The following is a 19097-nucleotide window of genomic DNA, read 5'->3' as shown; positions in this document are numbered from 1 at the left end:
GTCATGGCAGCGAAGATCCGTCAGGTGCAGCAGTACTACAACCGGCTTGAGGGAGTGCCCGGAGTCCAGGTCCGGTACCACGAGACGACGCTCTACAACTCGATCTACCGCTTTGACGACGAGATGCTGGTCAACATGCACGTACTCGGCTTTCCGGCGCCGCACGCACCCGTGATGCATCTCCGCCGGCTCTCCGGTGGCGACCTGTTCGGCACCTACGCCGACAGCTTCGACCGGGTCCTGTCAGCCTCCTGGCCCCGTCACCGAGACGAGGTGGCAGCCTAGGCCCATGGCGAGGACTGAGCACTACCACGACCCAGACGCGCCGAAAGCCAACAGCATCGTCGTCGCTGTCTCCGTGTTCGTGAGGGACGAGAGCGGTCGGGTTCTGCTCATTGAGCGCAGCGACAACGGACTCTGGTCGCTGCCCAGCGGCGGGCAGGAGATCGGAGAGGCCGTGGCGCAGACGGCCGTCAGGGAGACACGGGAGGAAACCGGGATCACCGTCGAGGTGACTGGGATCGTGGGGATCTACTCCGATCCTCGCCACGTCATCGCGTACTCGGACGGCGAGGTGCGTCAGCAGTTCTCCCTGTGCTTCCGTGCAGTACCGGTCGACGGGGTGCCGACCCCGAGCAAGGAGTCAACCGCTGTCCGCTGGGTGGAGCGCGACGAACTGGGCGAGTACGACATCCACCCGTCGACCCTGTTGCGCATCATGCACGGGTACGAAGAGCGCAGCGAGCCCTACATCGGCTGAGGCACACTTCCCGCGAACCGGGTCTGCGTACGGCGCACCGCGGCGACCATCTCCGGCCCCGCCCGGATGATGAAGCGCGTGACGAGATGATCCGGGCCGTAGCGGGACCGGATCTCCGCCAGCCGCTCCAACACCTCGAAGTCCTGACCGTCGGGTCCGGTCGTCATGTCCGAGAAGCACAGGGCATCGGCGACCGCCGACTCTTCTCGGGGGAACTCGGCGACCAGGATGTCATGCAGCCCGCGTTCTTGCGCTTCCAGCCAGGCGCACGAGTGGTGGGCGACTAGGCCGGCAATCCGGTCGTCGAACCGTTCCCGCCGCAGCCACCTCCCTCCGTCGAGGGAGTGGAAGCCCGTATCGACGAGGTCAGGGCTGTAACCCACGTCGTGCAGCCACGCGGAGGCCACCAACACGTCTCGATCCTCCGGCTCGACCGCCTCGCTGACTGCATGGGCCTTCGCTGCTACCGCCCGGACGTGGCTCCAACGACGGGGCAGCGGAGCTTCCAGCTTGTGGCGCGCGATCTCCCGGGCGACATCGACGAGGGTGGCCATGCCTGTCAGCCTACGGAGCGCTCCGGCTCCCCACCATCCCGCCAGCAGGCGAGCAGCACTAGCAGGTGGCCCTCGGCTGCCCGCACTAGGTGAGATATCCGCCAGGGGCATATGTTGCGTCTATGGGACCAGGGGAGGTACCAGCGCTGCCGGGTCACCGGGCAACGGCAAGCAACGCATTGGTTCGCTCGCAGCGCCATTGGCCGTGGATGGCGCTCTCGCTCGTGGCCGTGCTGTGTACCGGGGTCGTGGCCGTGCCGGTGTCGTGGGCTGTCCGTCGGCAGGTCGAGGCAGATCGAGGTGAGGCGTCGCCGGACGCGGCGGTGAACGTATACGTGCTCCAGATGAGCAGCGGAGAGGAGATCGGCCTATCGCGGGTGCTGGCGGGCAGGCGTCATGACGAGCTGCTGCGGCAGTGGCGCCAGTACCGCGGCGAGATGGGACGGGGAAACGTTCCGTCGAAGCTTGAGGTAGTTGGACTGATCGACGTCGAGGACCAGGGCGACGACCGCGCGACGGTGACCGCCGAGGTCCACGCGATCTGGTGGAACGAAAAGGTCAACCTCAGCGGCGACGCCCACCCGTGGCGGTTCCAGGCACGGCGCGACGCCGGCGGCTGGCGGGTGTGGGCAGTCGACCTGCCGCTGTGGTGCGGTGTGCACGTACGGGCGGACACCTGCCGTTGACGACTCCCGGCCTGGCTAGCGGATCCGCCGGCGGCTTGCCTCCTCCCGGACAGCCTCCGTGAGATCCCGCCAGGTGCCGGCCGAGGTCTTCATCATCCGATCGACCATCGAGCGGGCGGACGCCTCATCCGGGAAGTCATACGAGACCTCCTGCCCCCCATCACCACCGAGGCGGCCACGAACCCGCCAGAGCTGGCCGTCGGAGACCAACCAGAGGTCGCGCCGGGCCATGCGACCCCAAGCGCCGTTCCACCAACGCCCTCGTACCTTCACCCAGAGCAGCCTACTCGAACACACGTACGAGCCAGGCGGCTGCTGGCGATATCCGGTCTCCGACGTGCATACCAGACGAGTCTTCGGGGCCGTGTGACACGTCCGGCTAGACCATCTTCCGGTAAGGGAAGACGCTCGGGGCATCGAGCGGCCGCTTTGCCGTAGGTGGAGGCGCTGATCCGAGAGCTGCGCAAAATGCACCGTCGCTGGGCTGCCGCTCGCCTTGCTCTTCGCGCTCGTCCCCGCGACTGCCCCGGCCGAAATCACGGATCAAGCCGCATCGGCTCCTGATCCGACACTGGCTGATTTGGAGGCGACGGAGGTTCTCGAGTCATGGCCGTCAGCCGTCTCCACACGCGGGCGGTAGCACCGAGATGGTGCAGTGTTTGGGCGGCGTACCCGACGATGCTGATACCGATGCCGACGGACGCTGCGCCGACTAGGGCACTAACGTCGGGTATGAGGGCGACACCGAGGGCGATCATCGCGATTCCGAGGCCCATGGCGGCTGTGCTGGCCAGGGTGGTGTCGTCAATTACGAGGGCAGCGCCGAGGCTGATGATCCCAATCCCCATGGCGATGAACGATGCGCCCACCGCCGTGCTCGTGTGTATGAAGACGACGCCGAGGACGGCGATCGGAACGCCACTCACCAGGAGCCCTGCACGCATCAAGGTGACCCTGCCGCGGAAAGAGGCGGTTCCGAGGCCGATGATCGCAATTCCCATCACCACGAACATCGCACCGAACAGGAAATCGCTATGGTGCAGGAGGGCGCCGGTGAGGCCGATAATCCCCGCTCCAAAGCCGGCGCCGATGAGCGCTACGCCTGCCAGCCTGGTGCGGCGCGGGCCGGCGACAACCATGACGACGAGCCCAACCCCTATAGCGACGTATGCTGCGCCGATCGGAGTTGCGCGTAGACCGGCGAGGCCGAACGCAATGCCGAAAATCCCACAGCTGATCGCCGCGATAGAGACCACGAGGCCAACCGCCCGCTCCAGCGTGGCCGCAAGTCCTGCTCCCGTCAGCAGAAGCAGGGCGGCAAGGATGGTCGCTGGGCCTGACCAACCGGGTGCCAGAGCGGCGATTGCGGCGATCAGGGCAAGACTGAGCAGGACTGGGATCGCAGCGCGGGACAAGGGAGCGCGGCGGGGGAGACGGCGAAGCCAGCCGATCATTGCGATCAGCCCAGCAGCGAGCGCGATTACCGCGACGCCTCGGAAACCGATCGAGGTGCTCAACAGGTTGAAGAACATGCTGCCGGCAGCGGTTCCCATCAAGAAGCCGGACGCTTGCCGGTACGGATCCCGGCGGCCGCCCTCGTCCTGTCGCAGCTCGTCCGCGGCTCCAGGCATTGCCGCGCCTGCCGCCGTCCCTTGCTGACTCATCTACCCATCGTGGACACTCTTGTCACGGTCGGCCATTGTCCAACCGGGTGGGCGTGACTAGCTCGCTGGCCTGATCCGTTTCACGCACGAACCCGCTTGCGTCAGATGTCGCGCCGGCTGCCGGCAAAGTCGTTCAAACTTTCTGTACGTCTTCAAGGCGGCCCGCAACGGGCCGCACGCGCCGCCGCCTGGGCGCGCGCCGGCCGCTGCCGCTGTCGCTCTGCGGCCGTCACGCCTGATGCCCGCGGCTGGCGCGGAGAGCGGAGAGCCCGGTGGGCCGCCGCAGAACGGCAGACCGTTGACCGGTGGTGTGGTGGGCCGGCAGCCGGCCGGAACGCGGCGGCCGTCGTACCGCCACGCCGTAGCGCGAGTCACTGCCGGCCGTGGTGGGGATGCGGCGCGGAGGATGCGGGGCCGCCCCTCCAGCGTCAAGGGTGCTTCGCATCGCTGCGCGACGGCCCTGCGGGCCGCCCTTGACCCCGGAGCCTCTGCGACCCCTCGGGCCGGCTAAAGCCGGCAGGCGGGGGCCTGCCCGGGTAACACGCGCCGCATCCCCACCACGGCCTCATCGCCAAACCGCGGCCAGCCGTCCGTTAAAACAGGGTGTCCTGCTCCTGTACTCGATGCTCAACACAGTGGCCGCCTCCGGTGGCTACCGTGCATTGCCGAGTGCCAGGACCGATAAGGGCTCTACATTGCAACGCAGGATCATGCACGTGGCAAAGAAGCGACTCGTTCGCCGCGCCATTGGGGCACCGAGAGCCGGACCTTGTATCTGCAGTGCATCGCCCCCACCTACTTGCCATACAAGAGGTTTACCAGGGTCACCTCACCTACACAACGCCGACGCTCCCTAAAGGTTCGCTTGACACAGGACCGCTTGGCGCCAGCTCTTCTACTCGCCGATTTGGCCTATGGCACGATGGACGGATCTCTGGAAGGGTTAAGAACCTCGCCGCAAGTCGACCATATGGTGGATCAGACGTATTGCTGGGTCGTGGTGACTGTAATGGACAAGCAGCTTAGGGTGCTGACTCTCCTGCGGTACCAACAACTCAATCGGTAGGCGGTTCAATTCAGTACCTAGAGCTGAGTTCACCCAGTCGACCACCGTCGAGGGTTCGCCCGCTAGTAAGTACCCAATCATGACACCTGGGACGCCGACTTCTCCGTACCGTCCATCGAGGAAGCGAGCCATGCCCTTCGAAACGTACAGCCGAGCAAGCTTCCTGCTTCCCCCGAGTAGTTTCGCTTCTAGGCGAATGTGGGTTGCGCCAACTCGAAGTGTTAGGTCGGGCCGAGGTGAGCGAGTGGGATCCGCAGTCCCAGCGAGCATCTCGGGTGACGGTTGAGCGGCATCGTAGGAGATTGAGACCTGAGCGTACTTGCCTTTCTCCGTCGTCAAGACCATTCGACAGCAGGCGAACAACCGAACCGTACAGGAGAGTTCGTGGTCGTTATACCTGGAAAACGACTCAGCCTCCCACAACGCTAGGGCTCCGACCATCAAATCTGAGAGAAGCGCCTCGGCGCGCCCAGCGAACCGGCGAGCCAGCCAAAGAGAAGCCCGGCCCTCAATTTTCGGAACGAGATCACTGAGCAAGTCATGCCCCAAAGGCTACGGCAGAGAAAACTCTGTCAGCATCATCGAGCGCTGCATTAAAGGACCAGCGGTCAGCATCTCTTGTCTTAATGACGTAGACCGAATCGCCGTCAACGAATAGACCTGCTGGTTGTGCGACCACGGCAGTCGTGCGGGCGGCCGGCGATAGCCTTCGCGAAAAGTTTTCCCAGTCCACCGGTGCCGCTTCTACAATCTCCCCGCCATTGGCAGAAGGTGAGAAGTTGATCGCAACCAGGAGATAGGATCCTTCGCCCGCATGGCTTGTGCTGATGCCAAGGTCAGGAAGACTTAGTGCCAGCTGGTCTTCAAGGGTGCTGCAGTAAAGGCCAATCCCATCTGCGTCGACCAGCGACCCGCCTCGCCCACTTCGCCTAAACCTCTCCACTCCACCTGCTACTCCTTGGCGAACCCTCTGCCGCTCCGACTCATCCAACTTGTATGCATCGAAGACCAAATCGTCCAACTCTGGCATCATAGATTCAAGATCGGCTCCGCTGTCCAGGAGGCGCTCCAGCCTATACGCTTCGTCTGAGCCGGGAATCGCAATCGGCATTTCTCGAAGCTCGCTTGTCTCAACCGAATCCCTCTCGACACCCCAGGAAGAGCTGGTCATGAAATGCCAGTATTGGCCGAGAGAGGAAACCATCGTAGCTGCAACTGCGCGAAGTAGAGGTGCATCTGCGGCCTTGCCGGAGATGCCGGTAATCCCGCTTGGGTATACAGCATCCCGGGCATAGAAGGCGGCGGAGAGACGTCCTCCAGGGAGCGTTCGAGGAATTAGCACCAGCGGGCCCTTATAGCGGTCTGCCGTGCGGGGGCGGTGCAGCGTTGGACGTTGGAACGTGCTGCTCGGCGCTGGGTGCAACCGTAGGGCTTGCACCGACCGAGCCTCGATTAGGTCGAACCCGTGAAGGTGAGTCGCGTCGGCCTGGGAGAGACGGGGAGCATCCTTGTACCCTTGGCCAATGACCCATTCGTGTTCTTCGGCCAAGTCTCCTAGGGAAGGAAAGGACGACCTTAGGTGATCAATGAGCTCCAAGTCTCTCACAGATCCCCATAATAGAACCTTCCAGATGTCCGGACGGCCTATTGCTTCCCTGGCGCTAACAGTTCGCACCTCCTCTGGCGTTATGACGAGAGCGTCGACGGCCGCACTGAGGGGTCGAACGTGGGGGGCAACGTGCAGAATGGATCGGCGCTGCCGATCAATCGATGCAGCGCCAGTTTGAGAAAGTGGGCGCTCGGCGATAGCGATGACGGTCGGAGCTATGGCATGCGCGAAGATGCTCCTACGAAGCGCCGAAAGGTCGATAATAGTTCGGAAGTCGAGTTCCTGAAAGATGGCTGCGCGAAACGCCACGTTGGGGCGGCTCCGATTATGAAGCATTCCCTTCGCGGGCATTACGAGACCAAGACGGCCGCCGGGCTTCAGCATGTCGGCAGCAAGCCACATAAACGCTTGGGCCGACTGGTTATCCCCGACAGGCAGCTCCCTCTCATGCAGGTAACGCCGAGCCGCCGGAGTGAGGCTGCTGCTCCACGGAGGATTGCTAACTACTACATCGAAACTTTCGTGTGATAAAGCATGGCCGGCGAACGCGTCAGAGACGAGGATATTGCGGCCAATGAGCTGCGGAAGGACCGCCGTTTCCCAGATTGTAGGCGGGTCGATCTCCTCTAAAAGACTGAGATAGAGGCCGAAGACAGTCACACGTGCTGCTGCGTCATTAATGTCGATGCCGAAAATCCGCTGTTGCAGCAGCTCTTTGAGGTCTTGATACGTGAGTTCTTGGCCAGAGCTCACCCGCCGATATACCAAGCGCCGATAGGCTTCGGTAATGAAAGCGCCGCTTCCACATGCCAAGTCGATTACGCGCGGCTCGCTGTCGCTTTCGTGTGGGATAACTTCGTCCAAGACCACATCCACGAGGAACCGTGGCGTGTAGTGAGTGGCTTCCGTCGCCCGCCTAGTCTCCAAGAGTTGTTCGTAGACACTACTAACCAGATCGGCCGGAACAATAGAGAAGTCGTAGGGCCACAGCGAGCCTTGACCAGTGAGCAGGTCGTCTCCACGTAGCAGAGACGCGACCGCCCGAAGGTCGGCGTTCTCCAAGTTGCTGATCGCGTTCGGCATCACGCCAAAAACGTCACCATTGAAACGCTGAGCAAGCCCCTCGAAGAGCTGCAGCGCCGTGGCCGTGCCCTCCTCCAGTGCGGTCTGCAAATCTCGGACGCCGACTAGCTCCAGCAAATGGCGGGCGTCAAGGACTCCGCGATCCTCAAGGTATCTAGACGTCAGGCATCCGCCAATTAGGGCGTCTATGGCTGCACTTCTGGCCGGTGAGCCTTGACCTCGCTGCTGGCGGAGATGTCGAAGATTGCGAAGCAAGCCCTGCTCGACGCGACGAGTGTCGCGATAAGATCGCAGGTTGTCACGAGCGAAGTCGCCAGCTTCGACTTGCTTCCGCGCAAAAGCGTGCAGAACGCTGCGCGCCCTTGTCCCGGAGGCTGCTTCGGCAAGCGGTGCCGAGAAGGGGTTCCCGGGATCCTGCGGATTGGATACGGCGTTGTACACCTCGACTGAGTTGCCGGATGAGGAGGCAATCAGGAGTGGGACCCTGCCGTAGTTCCAAAGGCGTTTGCGCAGATCCCTGAGGTCGTTAGAGGAGTCAGCAGCGGCGAACCCTACCAGCGGAACGCCGTCATAGAAGAAGGCCGCGTCGAGTTTGACCTTCTCATGCAAGTCTCGCCAGATGTAGCCGCGCGCACCTGGCGTGACGTTGTCAGCGCTAACGAGCCCTTCGGACTGAGCGTAGCCGAGTTCCTCCAGGACGTAGCTGACCCCTTCCGGAAGAACGGTGCTCACCCCGCTAGGCTAGTAGGTTTTGGCCGGGAGATCACGGACGATCTTAGGGCGTGTCGGCTTGACATGACAGCCTAGGGCCGGCGTGTGCATCCAGGCAAAATATCGGCGGTGTGCAACAGCCCGGAGCCTGCAAGCGAGGTGGCAGGCAGCGAGGCAGCGAGAGAAGGCAGCGTGAGCCTTGATGCGGGTTGGATGCGAACGTCAGCGCACGGTTCCGGGCACCTGCTCGTCGACACGGTCCGACACCGGCCGGCAGTAGCCAATAGCTTGAGACCGCATCCCCCCGGCGGAGGTCGTGACGGGTGGATGAGGTTGCCGTGCTGCGCAGGCATCGGACGGGCGTTATTGCCCAGGCCGGCCGACCAAAGCTCCCGACCTCCGTACGTCAGTTCAGGTCCGCGCGGGCTCGGCGTAGGTCTGGAACAGGTTGCCGGCGTCGAGCCTATGATGGGCGAGCTGCTTCCCGACCGCTTGCTCGTCGCCCCAGCGGCCCTGGCCGTCGGCGAGGGCGACTGCATACGCCACGACCGCGAGCTTGAGGGTCTCCAGCTTTGCCGGGGTGACGACCCTCATGGTCGGTACCGGCGTGCCACGCTCGTCGCAGTCGCGGCTGGGGTGGAGCATGACCGGCAACGGGGTGACCTGGGGGTGCTGCTCCTTGTCCCAGCGGACGCTGCCGCCGAGTTGGTCGAGGTCCTTTTTGGCGATGGTTGTGGTGGTGCACCCTGTCTTCAGCTCGATCACTGCGTGTCGGTCGGTGCTTAGGGCCCATAGGTTGTCCGGTCCGTTGCCGTACAACTTCTCCGGCCGAGAACTCGTGAACCCGAGGTGGCGGCCTAGCTGTTCCCATGCGGCTTCGGCATCGTCGGTGCGCTCCTCGTCCCACTGGATTTCGTCGAGTAGGGCCCGCACGCCTAGCACGAGCGAGATTCCGTCGGTGTATTCCTCGGCCAGGAACCCCGCCGCCGCGCGTGCCTGGACGGCGGCAGCCTTGAGCTGGGCCGGCGGGACACCCGCAGCGGGGTGCAGCACGAAGGGGTTCTCCAACACTGCCGCAGCAAGGAGCTGCTGTGCGGCAACCGGGTCGGTGAGGTGCAGGTAGGCGGCCTTCTGCTCCTTGAGCCAACCGCGCGTTGCCGGGTCCTCCAGGCTGTTGATCGCCTGCTGGAGCCGATCGGCTGCCGCGCTGGTCTGCCCAGCGGAGGCTAGATCGAATGCCTCCCGCACGGCAACGGCTTCTGGGCGCACCACCCCAGCGTCGGCGTAGCGGATCTCTGCCAGCGCCCGCCGGCTGCGCTCTACCCATTGAGGGTCACGGGTAAGGCAGGCCGACAGCGCCATCCGGACCGCGTTCAGGCCCTCGCCCTTGATCTGATCGGCGATATCGCGGCTTAGGTTGAGCTGCGCACGGGTTGCTGGCGAGAACAGGCTTAGGTGGAAGGGGTCGTGGGTAGCAACCCCCAGGTTGGCTCCCAGCAGCAGGACGACGCAGTGGTCGTCGGTGTCGCGCACGCCACGTCCCATGCCCTGCTCGATGCGCTGCACCTCGCGGGCCAACCGGGCCGGGCTCTTCTGCAGCAGGAGCGCCTCGCGTTGCTCCACTCCGTCGAGCGGTCGGGGAATGCCGTCTAGGACCAGCAGCTCGCAAGCGCGACCCGGCAGATCGAGCCCGTCGTACTTGTTGACCATCACTACTAGACCGACGTGGCCGGCTTTCAGCTCGTCAACGCCCACCTTGAGGTCGCCGACGTGGTAGGTACGGTCGGCAAACGGCTTCCAGGCCGCCGCGGCCTTGTCACTGGGTACGAGTACGACAACGTTGATCGGCTCCGAGTCGGGCACGTCATCACCGTCACGGTCGCCGTTGGCAAACTGGCGGGCCATGATTCGCACGGCGTGCTCGTCGAGATTCTTGTTCAGCGCGATCGGAGCGAGGATCATGCGGTCGCCGAGGTCCGCCGCGCTGCCCGGCGTGATGGGGCGGGCCACCATGCCAGGGTCGGCGTCGAGGTCCGTCACCAAGATGCTGTCGTCGGCGAGGGTGGCGGTCAGGTACACCCGGCGCCGGGCTTGGTTAAACGACGGGATCATATTGATCGGTGGGCAGGGCGGCCGGACCTCCACGCCCCGGCTGGTCACCGTGGCGGCGCACAACGGCAAGACGTTCGCGATCAGAGGCCAGGTGAACACGAAGCCCTTCTCGCTCCGATGAGGATGCAACAGCCCCATGACCTCATCTCGCCGGTCCGACCAAGACCAGAACGGGATACGCGCCGCGGCGGTGTAGTCGCCGGTTTTGATGTCTGCCCATACCTTCGAGGACTGAGCCCGGAGGTCGGCTTCGAACATGTTGACCAGTTTGAGGTAGGACTTGTGCACGGCCGGGACCGTGAGACGGAACTGGCTCTCTGTGGTGGCCAGCGCCGCGTGCGCGTCGTCGACCACAACCAAACCGAGATCGATCGCGGCTCGCCAGCTGCCGACTACGCCGAACACCGACTGGCCATTGATCAGCTTCTGGAACGTGGTGACCAGGATGGCCTGCTGGGCGCGGAACGCCGGGTCATCCGGATCGTCGGCGGTTGCCAGGCCGAGTCGACTCGCCTCCTCACGTACGCGCTCGGCGAGGTAGGTGTCCGGCGCGAGGTAGACGACCTTGCCGAGACCCTCATTGAGGGTGCTCTGCGCGATCAACAGGCCCACGACAGTCTTGCCGCCGCCTGTGTTTTGCTTGATGACGAGGTCACGCTCGTCCTTCCGTGCGAACCACTTCTCCAGGACTTCGCCCTGTTCTTGCCGCAGGTATGGCCACGGCCGGTTCGGCAGCGCCGCGAAGATGTCCCGGGGCCGCAGCAATGGCTCCCGGCTGCCCTTTCCGATCCGGCTCCAGTCCAGCGGCATCGCGCATGTCCCCTCGGGCGACCTACCCGCGGGCATCCTCGCCCGCGCTCACCCCATCATCCTCCCGCGGGGCTCTAACCCACCACGCTGCAGGCAGCGGGGTCGCCGGCGGAATGGCTGTCGACAGCAACGCTGACAGCAACCGCGCCGAACGGCGGCACACTGACGAGGGCTGACATGGACGAGACTTCGAGCCAGCGGCCGCTCCCGGACGTGTGCGGACGCTCTGCACAGAGCTTGTAAGCGAGATGTCGCGGCATCCCAGATGGCCCCAACTCTCTAACCGGCGTCTCAGGCTATCGAGAGACTTCCGCAGCCTGCCCTCGAAGATCGAGTGCATCCCGAGCCCAGCGAGGACCCGGACGGTCAGCCCATCAAACACTCACGGTGGCTGGGGGGTGTTGCGCCGATACGGTGAAATCAGACCGTGGTGAGACGAACCGTGGCGGACCGGATCCGCACAGCAGCTTCTGGCAGGCGCCGCGTCCGCACCCCCACCCTCCGATCGCGGGCTAGTTCAGCTGCGGGTAGTCGCGGCTCCGCCAGTAGGGGCTTGAGGACCGCCGCGTCACAGCAGAGGCAATCCTGGAGCCAGCGAGCTGGTCTCCCGATTTCGATCGCGGCCGTCATGATCGCTGGCTGGACAGCGTACGACACGAACCGTTCTGCCGACATTGCGCAGGATTCGGTCGCACTGACCCGCGAGCAACTCCGCATCGCTGAGGCAACGCATCTAACCGAGCGATTTACGGCCGCCGTTGACCAACTGGGCTCGGAAAAGAAGGAAGTCCGGATCACGGGAATTTTGCAGTTGGAGCGCATCCTGCGTGACAACCCTGCGGAACAACCGACGATCACGGGTGTTCTAGTCAACTTCATCCGTGAGCATGCCGCGAAGCCGAACCTTGGCTCTGCATCGTCTCCCGTGCGGGACTGGAGTCGGCCTGTCCCGATGCCGGCGTCCGATCTCCAGGCTGCCCTAACGGTGCTTGCTCGGAGAGAACCCCTAGACGTCGCGCGCCAGCAGACGTCCCGAGATGGGGCACCGCCAGAGGCACCGCTCGATCTGTCCGGCCTCGACCTCGCGGGTGCGGACCTAAAGCACGCGAGGCTCCGCCATGTGGACCTCTCGAGAACTGATCTTGCGTTCGCAGACCTGAGTCAGGCCGATCTCACGGGAGCATCTCTCACGAGTACGTCGTTCAACTGGGCGATGCTGCATGACACAACGATTGAAGAGTCCGACGGAGTAGGTACTCAGTTCATCGAAACCCGGATTGTCGGAGGCAGCTTCGCAGGGACCCTCCTCCACACAGCGGATTTCCGCGGCGCCATGCTCCACCGCGTAGACGTATCCGGCGCGCGGTGGCCCAGAACCAGCCTGGCGTGGGCTGCGATAAGCGATGTCGACCTGCGCACAGTCGACCTTGAAGACGCCTCGCTCCGAGGCGTGAACGCACGCCACGTCACGTTCCCGGGGTCGCTCACCGCAGCGGAGATGCCATGCGGCAAGCTCACCGACACCAGCCCCCAGCACCTCGGCATCAAGCAGTGTCCAGAGAAGCCACCCGGGAGCCCGCAGGAGCTGTGGCGGCCGGGGCCCCTCTAGCGCCACGGAGACCACCAGACCTATCACCCCGAGCTGCGCTGCTGAAGTGCCTGGATTTCCGCAGTCCAGAGCCCGCATCCCGCCAAGGTGATAGCCATGATCATTCCTTCAAGCCGAACAGGTCACCCTCTAGGTTCCCGTTCCAACTGCGGGCGAGCGTCCCGCCGCTACGGCACCCTGGGGGACGAGGACTATGCCGGGCCGGACAGCGGGTGGACACAGCGCAGAAGTACAGCAGCGCACGGCACGGTCGTAGTCCCTGGCCGAGGCAGCGATGAGGCAGCAAGCCCTTTGATCCAGGTGGGTACGAGGCGGCAGAGGACGCCTAGCGTCAGCTGCTCAATTGCACTGGTCGGCAACGATCGGCACGAGCCGACGAGCTGTGTCCGGCTCCCCCCGACGGGGGTCGTCCCCATCTGCGGTGTGGAACCGCTTCCCGCCCGGTGGTGAACTCGGCCGACCACTCGACGCCCTCACGATCCGGCCAGATCGCGGAGGCCGCGACCGATGAGGCCGCGCGGCCTGGCTCGTCTACCTTGTGTCTGCAGCGAGACGAGGAGAAGGCCGGAGTGGTGGGCGTCGAATACTCACCAGCGGCGAACTCGCCATCGGGAGAGATCAGCTGATGATGCGAAAGGAGCTCCCAATGCGGATCAACGTCAACGACGTTGAGCTTTGCGTCGAGACCTTCGGTGACCCAGGGGACCCGCCGGTGCTGCTCATCGGCGTCACCATGTTGAGCTGGCCGGACGAACTGTGTGCGGCGCTGACCGGGCGCTATGTGGTGCGTTATGACCTGCGAGATACGGGCCAGTCGACGTTCGTCGATCCTGACGCGCCCGCGTACGACCTGCGTGATCTGGTGACCGATGCGGCCGAGCTGCTGGTGGCACTGGAGTTGAGGGGTACGCACGTGGTCGGGCTCGGCGTCGGCGGCTTCGTCGCGCAACTGCTTGCGCTGGACCATCCTGACCAGGTCGCGTCGCTGACGCTGATCTCCACCCGGCCCGTCGCTCCTGGTCCGGTGGATCCCGACCTGCCCGACCACGCGCCGGAGATGATGGCGGAGCTGTTCGGCCGTCCGGAGCCGGACTGGACCGATCGTGACAGCGTCATCGATCACATGGCCGGGGGCGCAAGGCTGATGTCAGGCACGCGAGGATTCGACGAGGCGGACGCACGCATCCGTGCCGGGCTTGTCTTCGACCGGGCGGGACGGACGGCAAAGGCGCAGCGTGCCAGTCACTTGGGTAGCATGTTCGCCGCCGTCGACTGCCGGCCGCGGTGGCGTGAGCGGTTGGGCAAAATTGCCGTGCCGACGCTGGTGGTGCATGGCGACGAGGATCCGTTCTTCCCGTACGGGAACGGCGTGGCGCTGGCTGAGGAGATCCCAGGCGCCGCACTGCTCACGTTGCGCGGCATCGGTCAGGGCCTGCCACGGACGGCCTGGCCGGTGGCGGTGGACGCACTCCTGCGCCACACATGCTGAGCGGGCTTGCCGCGCCATGGCGGCGCTCCAGCAACCGGCCGAGTGGCAGCAGGGCTGACGGCCCAGCCGGCTGGCTGCCGCGCTCGCCGACCCGTGTTTGGGTAGCTGAGCTAGCTGGTCGCCATTCGCCAGGGTTCCAGGACTCCCGCCGGTCGGTTGGTGTCGCTACTGGCCGCTGGCCGTCTCGACCCGGGTGATCAGTAGCTTCAGCCGTGCGATCTCTTCGGCGAGGGCGGCGTTGCCCGCTGCGGTGAGGGTGATCCAGGTCCGGCCTCGTTTGCCGGCGTAGCCCTTCTCGACCTGCACCAGGCCGGCCGCCTCTAGTACGCCGATGTGCTGGGAGAGGTTGCCGGCGGTCAGCTCCAGTTGGGTACGCAGGTAGCCGAACTCCACCCGGCGGGCCTCGTGCGCGATGGTGAGGATGCCGAGCCGGACCCGCTGGTGCACCACGTCGTCGAGCCCGGTGACCGGATGCGGGGATTCGGTCTCGTCCGGCGGCGGGGTGTCGGCGGGGCCGGTCACCGGGACCGCCGCAGCCGTTGCGCCAGCGCGAAGCCGGCGCTGCCCAGCAACAGCAGACCGCCGCTGATGACCAGCGGGGGCGCGTCCCCCCACCGGCCGCCCCAGCCGGCCCCCCAGCCGAAGTTGATCGGCACCAGCACCGCCGCCAGGTATCCGAGCGTGTACAGCAGCAGCGCGACGTGCCGCTCCAGCCAGGCCAGCACCAGCAGGGCCAACCCGATCAAGCCGGCCGGATTGAGCAGCCGGGTCAGGAAGAGGGAAAAGGCGGACGGGTGGTTGGTGTACACCGTCGGGTCGCGGAAGATCCAAGCCGGCGGGACGGCGGAGAACAGCACGACGAGCGCGACACCGGTGAGCACGTACGGCCAGACCCGGGCGCCCACTCCCCGGGTCCGGGCCACCCGCAGGTACCCGCCGGCGATCACCACATACGCCACCACCATTGCCACCAGCCAGTAGAACCCCACGGCCTGAAACTCGACCTTGCATACCTGACCGTCCGCCACCACGTGGCAGTCGCTGACGACTCGGTGGCCAAACCGGTAAACGGGAATCGCGCCGAAGGTGACCAGGGCCAGCACCAGCAGCGGCAACCACGTCACCCGCTGAGCAAGACGGACCCGGCGCGCGAGGTCACGCGCCTCAGCGAGCAGCCGGCGAGGATCGCCGCTGGCGGGTACCGAATCAGTAGTCATGCAGACAGATTTGCACAACAAACCGATTGGCGCTAGTGGGGCTGCCGATGACGAGCATGTCATCGATTGCCGAATCGTTGATCTTGGCGTTCATGTTCGTCAGCTTCGTCCGCGCTGCCCGCTCACCTGCCGCGATTCTGGTGAGATTGGGGTTACCACGCCGGAGCTCCGCATTATGGTCGGTGAATGATCAATGGTGCTCATGTGATCATCTATAGCCGCGACCCAGAGGCGGACCGCACCTTCTTCCGGGACACGCTCGGCTACCACCACGTCGACGCCGGCCATGGCTGGCTCATCTTCAAGCTCCCGCCGGCCGAGCTCGCCATGCACCCGACCGAGGGCGAGCAGGCCCACGAGCTCTTCCTGATGTGCGACGACGTCGCGGCGACCATGGCCGACCTGGCCGCGAAGGGCGTCGAGTTCACGATCCCGGTCACCGAGGAGCGCTGGGGGCTGCGCACCGCGCTGCGGCTGCCCGGTGGCGGCGAACTCGGTCTCTACCAACCGCGCCACCCGGTCGCAATCTGACGCGCCGCTCGGCGGCTCGCGAGGCCGACGGAAGGGCAGCCCAAGCAGCAAGAAGGAAGCGAAACCCATAGCAACAACGGTGGCCAGGTATCACCAGATGGCCGCAACCCTGCGCGTGTCGGCAGTCCTTGCCACCCAGCCGGAGCCGTTGGTGCGACCTACCCGGCTCCCCCCGACGGGGGTCGTCCCTTCTCCGGGTCAACGCTCCGCCGCAGGTCGCAGGTCGCAGGTCGTCTCCGTCCTCGTCACAGACGCTGGTGCTCGACCACCTGCCCGCCGGATCGGGGGTGAGGAACCGGGCTAACCTCAGCTCTGGCTGGTCGCCGCCGTGGACTGATGTTTCTTCGCTGGGACGACGTCCCTGAGCAGCCAGCCGACCGGAGGGCTGACCAGCGGACGCAACGCCCACACCACGGGCCGGCTGGCGGTGATCCAGACCAGCGCAACGACCGCGGCGATGAGCACCAGCAAGGCTGGGATGTTGCCGACCTGGTTGTCGAGCGCTGACCAGGCGAAGGCCAGGACGACGAACCCGTGCAGCAGATACGGGTACATGGAGTTGGCTCCCCAACCCGTGAGGAACGTCGGGCGACGCGGAGCGAGCATCATGATCGCCCATGTCATCGCCAACCCGATGGCCATCAGTCCAAGCCGGATCAGGACGCCCTCGGTCATCTCCACCCCGTGCCGCTGGTAGGCGCGGTTCCAGTACACCCAGAGGCTCGACAGGCGCGAGGCGACCAGATAGGCCATCGGCGCGGCAGCGATGAGCACGGCGATCGCGGTCAACCGCACAAGCGGAGATGGGCGGTACGCGAGCCTGCCGCGACCGAGCCGGACGCCGAGGACGAAGAAGGGCAGCATTCCTGCCACCCGGTCCAACGACAGGGCGTGGCCGAGCAACGTGGCGGCTCCGGCGGAGAGGGACACCACGATCGCGATGACGACCGCTCCGCGAAGTTGGGCGAAGAGCGGAGTGAGCATCCGCCAGATGAACAGAGCGGGCAGGAACCACAGGTGATAAATCGGGGAGAGGAACTCGTTGACCGTCCAGGGCATCGGCCTGTCCATCACCGTGTAGAAGGTCATGTAAAGCAGCTGAAACACCACGTACGGCGCGAGCAGATCCCGGATCAGCGACGCCGCACGACGGCCGGTGAGTTCGGTTGCCGAGAGCATCCCCGAAAGCATGACGAAGGCCGGCATGTGGCACAGGTAGATGAACGTGTAGATCGTCCTGCCACCTGGCGAGGAGCCGATCGTCTGGCCCACCATGTGGCCGAGCGCGACCAGGACGATCAACAGTCCTTTGACGTTGTCGATGTACGGGTCGCGCCTGGTGGGCCCGACAGCGACGCCAGGGCTCTCAGGCATCACCGTGGTGGTCACCCGGCCAGGCTGCCGGTCGGCCGATACCCGATCTAGCTGGAGTGAGCAGGATCACCAAAGGCCGCCCGCGAAGCGCTGTACGCGCAGGCAGGCCGGCTTGACGGTCAGGTCATGGTTTCATGTCTTCCCAGGTGGTCAGGCAGAAGGGGTGACCGGCCGGATCGGCGTAGACGTAACACTGGCCGCTGTTGGGCTGGAACTCGTACTTGGTTGCTCCTGCCGCCAGCACGCGCGCTTCGGCGGCCGTCCGATCCTCGACATAGAAATCGAGGTGCATCATGATCGACGAGGCCGGGTCGGGCCAGGTGGGTGGTGTGTAGCCAGGTACGGTCTGGAAATCCATTCGGCCGCCCGGGCACTGGACCGTGGCCCATTGCTCGCCAAGATTCGTCACTGTCCCGCCGGTGATGTCGGCGTAGAAAGCCGCCAGGCGGCCGGCGTCGGAGCAGTCGAGCGTGACCGAACGGAGCTGGATCGAGTCGGACATGTCGTCTCCTCCAAAGTCATGGGCGGCTGCCATCACGTTAGCCATCTCGAAGATGACGAATGATGTGCGACGAACCGGACAGGTCCTAACGCCTGCTTGTCATCTGCGATGCGCGCCGCTGTCGAAGGACAGATCATGATTTGCCGTGCCTGTCCGGGTGACCCGGGTGGCGGGAGAGTGGGACCGGCGGCCCCCGAAAATTGCGTCAGATAGATGCGCGCACGCTGCGCGTCCACGCCGTAGCGCACCGCGGCCCACCCGATGACGAGCCCCATGAAAAGGTTGGGCAGCGCGACTATCGACAGCAGCGTGTCGGGTACTCGCGCCATCAACACCACACCTCCGAGAGAAACCAGCGCCAGCAGGACGCTCGGGAGCACGATGGACAGCAGACCCTCCGCCCGGGCGCGCCCCGCGGCCAGAACGGCGTCGCGTTCGCCCGGCCATGGTGCCCGGAGCCCACAGATCAAGTTGTCCCATCGGCGCAGGTCGACGTCTTGCACACCGCGCAGCGGAGGCCGTGTCCACGCCGGAGGCACGCCCAACGCGGCGAAATACTGGGCCCTGCCCACCATTGCTCCGAACATGGCGAGCGCCAGGCCGACCTCGGCGAGTATGTACACCAGCGGTCCGAGGATCCGACCGATGACGTCCGCTCGGCGAAGGAGGAACGCTCCGACCGCCGCGACGGCCACCGCGGATACGGCAATGGCTATCGGAGCGACGGGCGCCCAGCGGGAACCGGTGCCATGCCCGGCCGGAACAGAAGCTCCCTTGGGCTCGCGTCGACCGGCATCCATATTTCTTTCCCAAGCGCCTGCTCGACGAAGTACAGCGCCGCCGAGGCCGCCGCCAGGACGTGTCAACCAGTTGTCGCCCTTGCCCCGCTCGAACCGGCGGCGTCGCCATGCTCGTACCAGCGGATCAAGGTTCGTCGGGCCGTCCGGATCGCCGCCACGGCGCCGATTACGCACACCAACGACTCCACCGATGAGCAAGTAGACGAAGTAGGCAACGGGGATGAGCCAGATGATGGTCTTCATGCTGACCTCCATTCGCTGGTTCCTGGGACGTACCCAGAGGCCCAGCTGTTCATCCGACTCCCGCTGACATAGAAGGGCTTGTCCGCTGTCGAACGCTAGTAGCGGGTAGGTCTCGCGGGCGATGTAGCGCTTGAGCCATCGCAGTCTTGCTCTTGCCCTCGGCGGTGCGGCGGAGCACGTAGTCCTTGGTGGGTTGGTGGCATCGCATGCGGACCAGGTGATGCGCTAGAGCGCGCTGGATCCGCCCGGCGGCAAAGGGCTCCCGGCCGGGGCCGGG

14 protein-coding genes and 1 pseudogene are annotated in these 19097 nt (G+C 65.2%); 6 read left to right on the top strand and 9 right to left on the bottom strand.

Going from position 1 to position 19097, the window contains the following annotated elements:
• Positions 1–285: pseudogene (locus I8N68_RS28455) on the top strand (hypothetical protein); the annotation flags it as partial.
• A 4-nt stretch (positions 286–289) separates the two neighbouring features.
• Positions 290–760, top strand: a complete 471-nt coding sequence (locus tag I8N68_RS28450; protein ID WP_200215628.1) for an NUDIX hydrolase — start codon at positions 290–292, stop codon at positions 758–760.
• On the opposite strand, the gene I8N68_RS28445 is transcribed toward I8N68_RS28450, so the two are convergent.
• Positions 748–1314: an HD domain-containing protein gene (locus I8N68_RS28445; RefSeq protein ID WP_200215626.1), complete on the bottom strand. Its 567-nt coding sequence runs from the start codon at positions 1312–1314 to the stop codon at positions 748–750. The two genes, I8N68_RS28450 and I8N68_RS28445, sit on opposite strands and share 13 nt — an antisense overlap.
• A 209-nt stretch (positions 1315–1523) precedes the next feature.
• Between I8N68_RS28445 and I8N68_RS28440 the strand changes: the two genes are divergently transcribed.
• Positions 1524–2000, top strand: coding sequence for a hypothetical protein (locus I8N68_RS28440; RefSeq protein WP_200215624.1), 477 nt, complete (start codon positions 1524–1526; stop codon positions 1998–2000).
• Between the two features lie 536 nt (positions 2001–2536).
• Here the strand turns inward: I8N68_RS28440 and I8N68_RS28435 are convergent.
• From I8N68_RS28435 to I8N68_RS28425, 3 genes are all read right to left on the bottom strand, one after another.
• The gene (locus I8N68_RS28435) at positions 2537–3664 is read right to left on the bottom strand and encodes a hypothetical protein (protein ID WP_200215623.1); all 1128 of its coding nucleotides are present in this window, start codon (positions 3662–3664) and stop codon (positions 2537–2539) included.
• A 1604-nt stretch (positions 3665–5268) separates the two neighbouring features.
• Positions 5269–8154, bottom strand: coding sequence for an HsdM family class I SAM-dependent methyltransferase (locus I8N68_RS28430; protein WP_200215621.1), 2886 nt, complete (start codon positions 8152–8154; stop codon positions 5269–5271).
• 390 nt (positions 8155–8544) lie between these two features.
• Positions 8545–11055 carry a DEAD/DEAH box helicase gene (locus I8N68_RS28425; protein ID WP_200215620.1) on the bottom strand — a complete coding sequence of 837 codons (2511 nt, stop codon included), beginning with the start codon at positions 11053–11055 and terminating at the stop codon, positions 8545–8547.
• 628 nt (positions 11056–11683) lie between these two features.
• Between I8N68_RS28425 and I8N68_RS28420 the strand changes: the two genes are divergently transcribed.
• Both I8N68_RS28420 and I8N68_RS28415 read left to right on the top strand, forming a co-directional pair.
• Positions 11684–12664, top strand: coding sequence for a pentapeptide repeat-containing protein (locus I8N68_RS28420; protein WP_200215619.1), 981 nt, complete (start codon positions 11684–11686; stop codon positions 12662–12664).
• 646 nt (positions 12665–13310) lie between these two features.
• Positions 13311–14153, top strand: coding sequence for an alpha/beta fold hydrolase (locus I8N68_RS28415; protein ID WP_200215617.1), 843 nt, complete (start codon positions 13311–13313; stop codon positions 14151–14153).
• 165 nt (positions 14154–14318) lie between these two features.
• On the opposite strand, the gene I8N68_RS28410 is transcribed toward I8N68_RS28415, so the two are convergent.
• Together I8N68_RS28410 and I8N68_RS28405 are read right to left on the bottom strand one after the other, a co-directional pair.
• Entirely contained in the window at positions 14319–14675 is a 357-nt protein-coding gene (locus I8N68_RS28410; RefSeq protein ID WP_200215616.1) for a transcriptional regulator, read from the bottom strand.
• Positions 14672–15370, bottom strand: coding sequence for a hypothetical protein (locus tag I8N68_RS28405; RefSeq protein ID WP_200215615.1), 699 nt, complete (start codon positions 15368–15370; stop codon positions 14672–14674). The genes I8N68_RS28410 and I8N68_RS28405 overlap by 4 nt, the downstream gene beginning before the upstream one ends.
• Positions 15371–15556: 186 nt before the next feature.
• On the opposite strand from I8N68_RS28405, the gene I8N68_RS28400 reads away from it, so the two are divergent.
• Positions 15557–15901, top strand: a complete 345-nt coding sequence (locus I8N68_RS28400; protein ID WP_200215614.1) for a VOC family protein — start codon at positions 15557–15559, stop codon at positions 15899–15901.
• 306 nt (positions 15902–16207) lie between these two features.
• Here I8N68_RS28400 and I8N68_RS28395 read toward each other — a convergent pair whose 3' ends face one another.
• The 3 genes from I8N68_RS28395 to I8N68_RS28385 form a co-directional block, all read right to left on the bottom strand.
• Positions 16208–17290: an acyltransferase family protein gene (locus I8N68_RS28395; RefSeq protein ID WP_200215613.1), complete on the bottom strand. Its 1083-nt coding sequence runs from the start codon at positions 17288–17290 to the stop codon at positions 16208–16210.
• A gap of 109 nt (positions 17291–17399) precedes the next feature.
• Complete coding sequence (locus I8N68_RS28390; RefSeq protein ID WP_200215612.1) at positions 17400–17777, bottom strand: VOC family protein; 378 nt, start codon at positions 17775–17777, stop codon at positions 17400–17402.
• Between the two features lie 32 nt (positions 17778–17809).
• Complete coding sequence (locus tag I8N68_RS28385) at positions 17810–18820, bottom strand: hypothetical protein (RefSeq protein ID WP_200215611.1); 1011 nt, start codon at positions 18818–18820, stop codon at positions 17810–17812.
• Between the last annotated feature and the right edge of the window lie 277 nt (positions 18821–19097).

The sequence above is a fragment of the Micromonospora coerulea genome (genome assembly GCF_016598485.1).
Classification (GTDB): Bacteria; Actinomycetota; Actinomycetes; order Mycobacteriales; family Micromonosporaceae; genus Micromonospora; species Micromonospora coerulea.
The sequence above is the reverse complement of the archived record's forward strand: the minus strand, read 5'-3'. Positions and strand labels throughout refer to the sequence as shown.

What these genes read in the sequence shown, in the direction of transcription:
- I8N68_RS28450 (WP_200215628.1), top strand. Translation starts at nt 290, where the DNA reads ATGGCGAGGACTGAGCACTACCACGACCCAGACGCGCCGAAAGCCAAC.
- I8N68_RS28445 (WP_200215626.1), bottom strand. Translation starts at nt 1,314, where the DNA reads ATGGCCACCCTCGTCGATGTCGCCCGGGAGATCGCGCGCCACAAGCTG.
- I8N68_RS28440 (WP_200215624.1), top strand. Translation starts at nt 1,524, where the DNA reads ATGGCGCTCTCGCTCGTGGCCGTGCTGTGTACCGGGGTCGTGGCCGTG.
- I8N68_RS28435 (WP_200215623.1), bottom strand. Translation starts at nt 3,664, where the DNA reads ATGAGTCAGCAAGGGACGGCGGCAGGCGCGGCAATGCCTGGAGCCGCG.
- I8N68_RS28425 (WP_200215620.1), bottom strand. Translation starts at nt 11,055, where the DNA reads ATGCCGCTGGACTGGAGCCGGATCGGAAAGGGCAGCCGGGAGCCATTG.
- I8N68_RS28420 (WP_200215619.1), top strand. Translation starts at nt 11,684, where the DNA reads ATGATCGCTGGCTGGACAGCGTACGACACGAACCGTTCTGCCGACATT.
- I8N68_RS28415 (WP_200215617.1), top strand. Translation starts at nt 13,311, where the DNA reads ATGCGGATCAACGTCAACGACGTTGAGCTTTGCGTCGAGACCTTCGGT.
- I8N68_RS28405 (WP_200215615.1), bottom strand. Translation starts at nt 15,370, where the DNA reads ATGACTACTGATTCGGTACCCGCCAGCGGCGATCCTCGCCGGCTGCTC.
- I8N68_RS28400 (WP_200215614.1), top strand. Translation starts at nt 15,557, where the DNA reads ATGATCAATGGTGCTCATGTGATCATCTATAGCCGCGACCCAGAGGCG.
- I8N68_RS28390 (WP_200215612.1), bottom strand. Translation starts at nt 17,777, where the DNA reads ATGTCCGACTCGATCCAGCTCCGTTCGGTCACGCTCGACTGCTCCGAC.
- I8N68_RS28385 (WP_200215611.1), bottom strand. Translation starts at nt 18,820, where the DNA reads ATGAAGACCATCATCTGGCTCATCCCCGTTGCCTACTTCGTCTACTTG.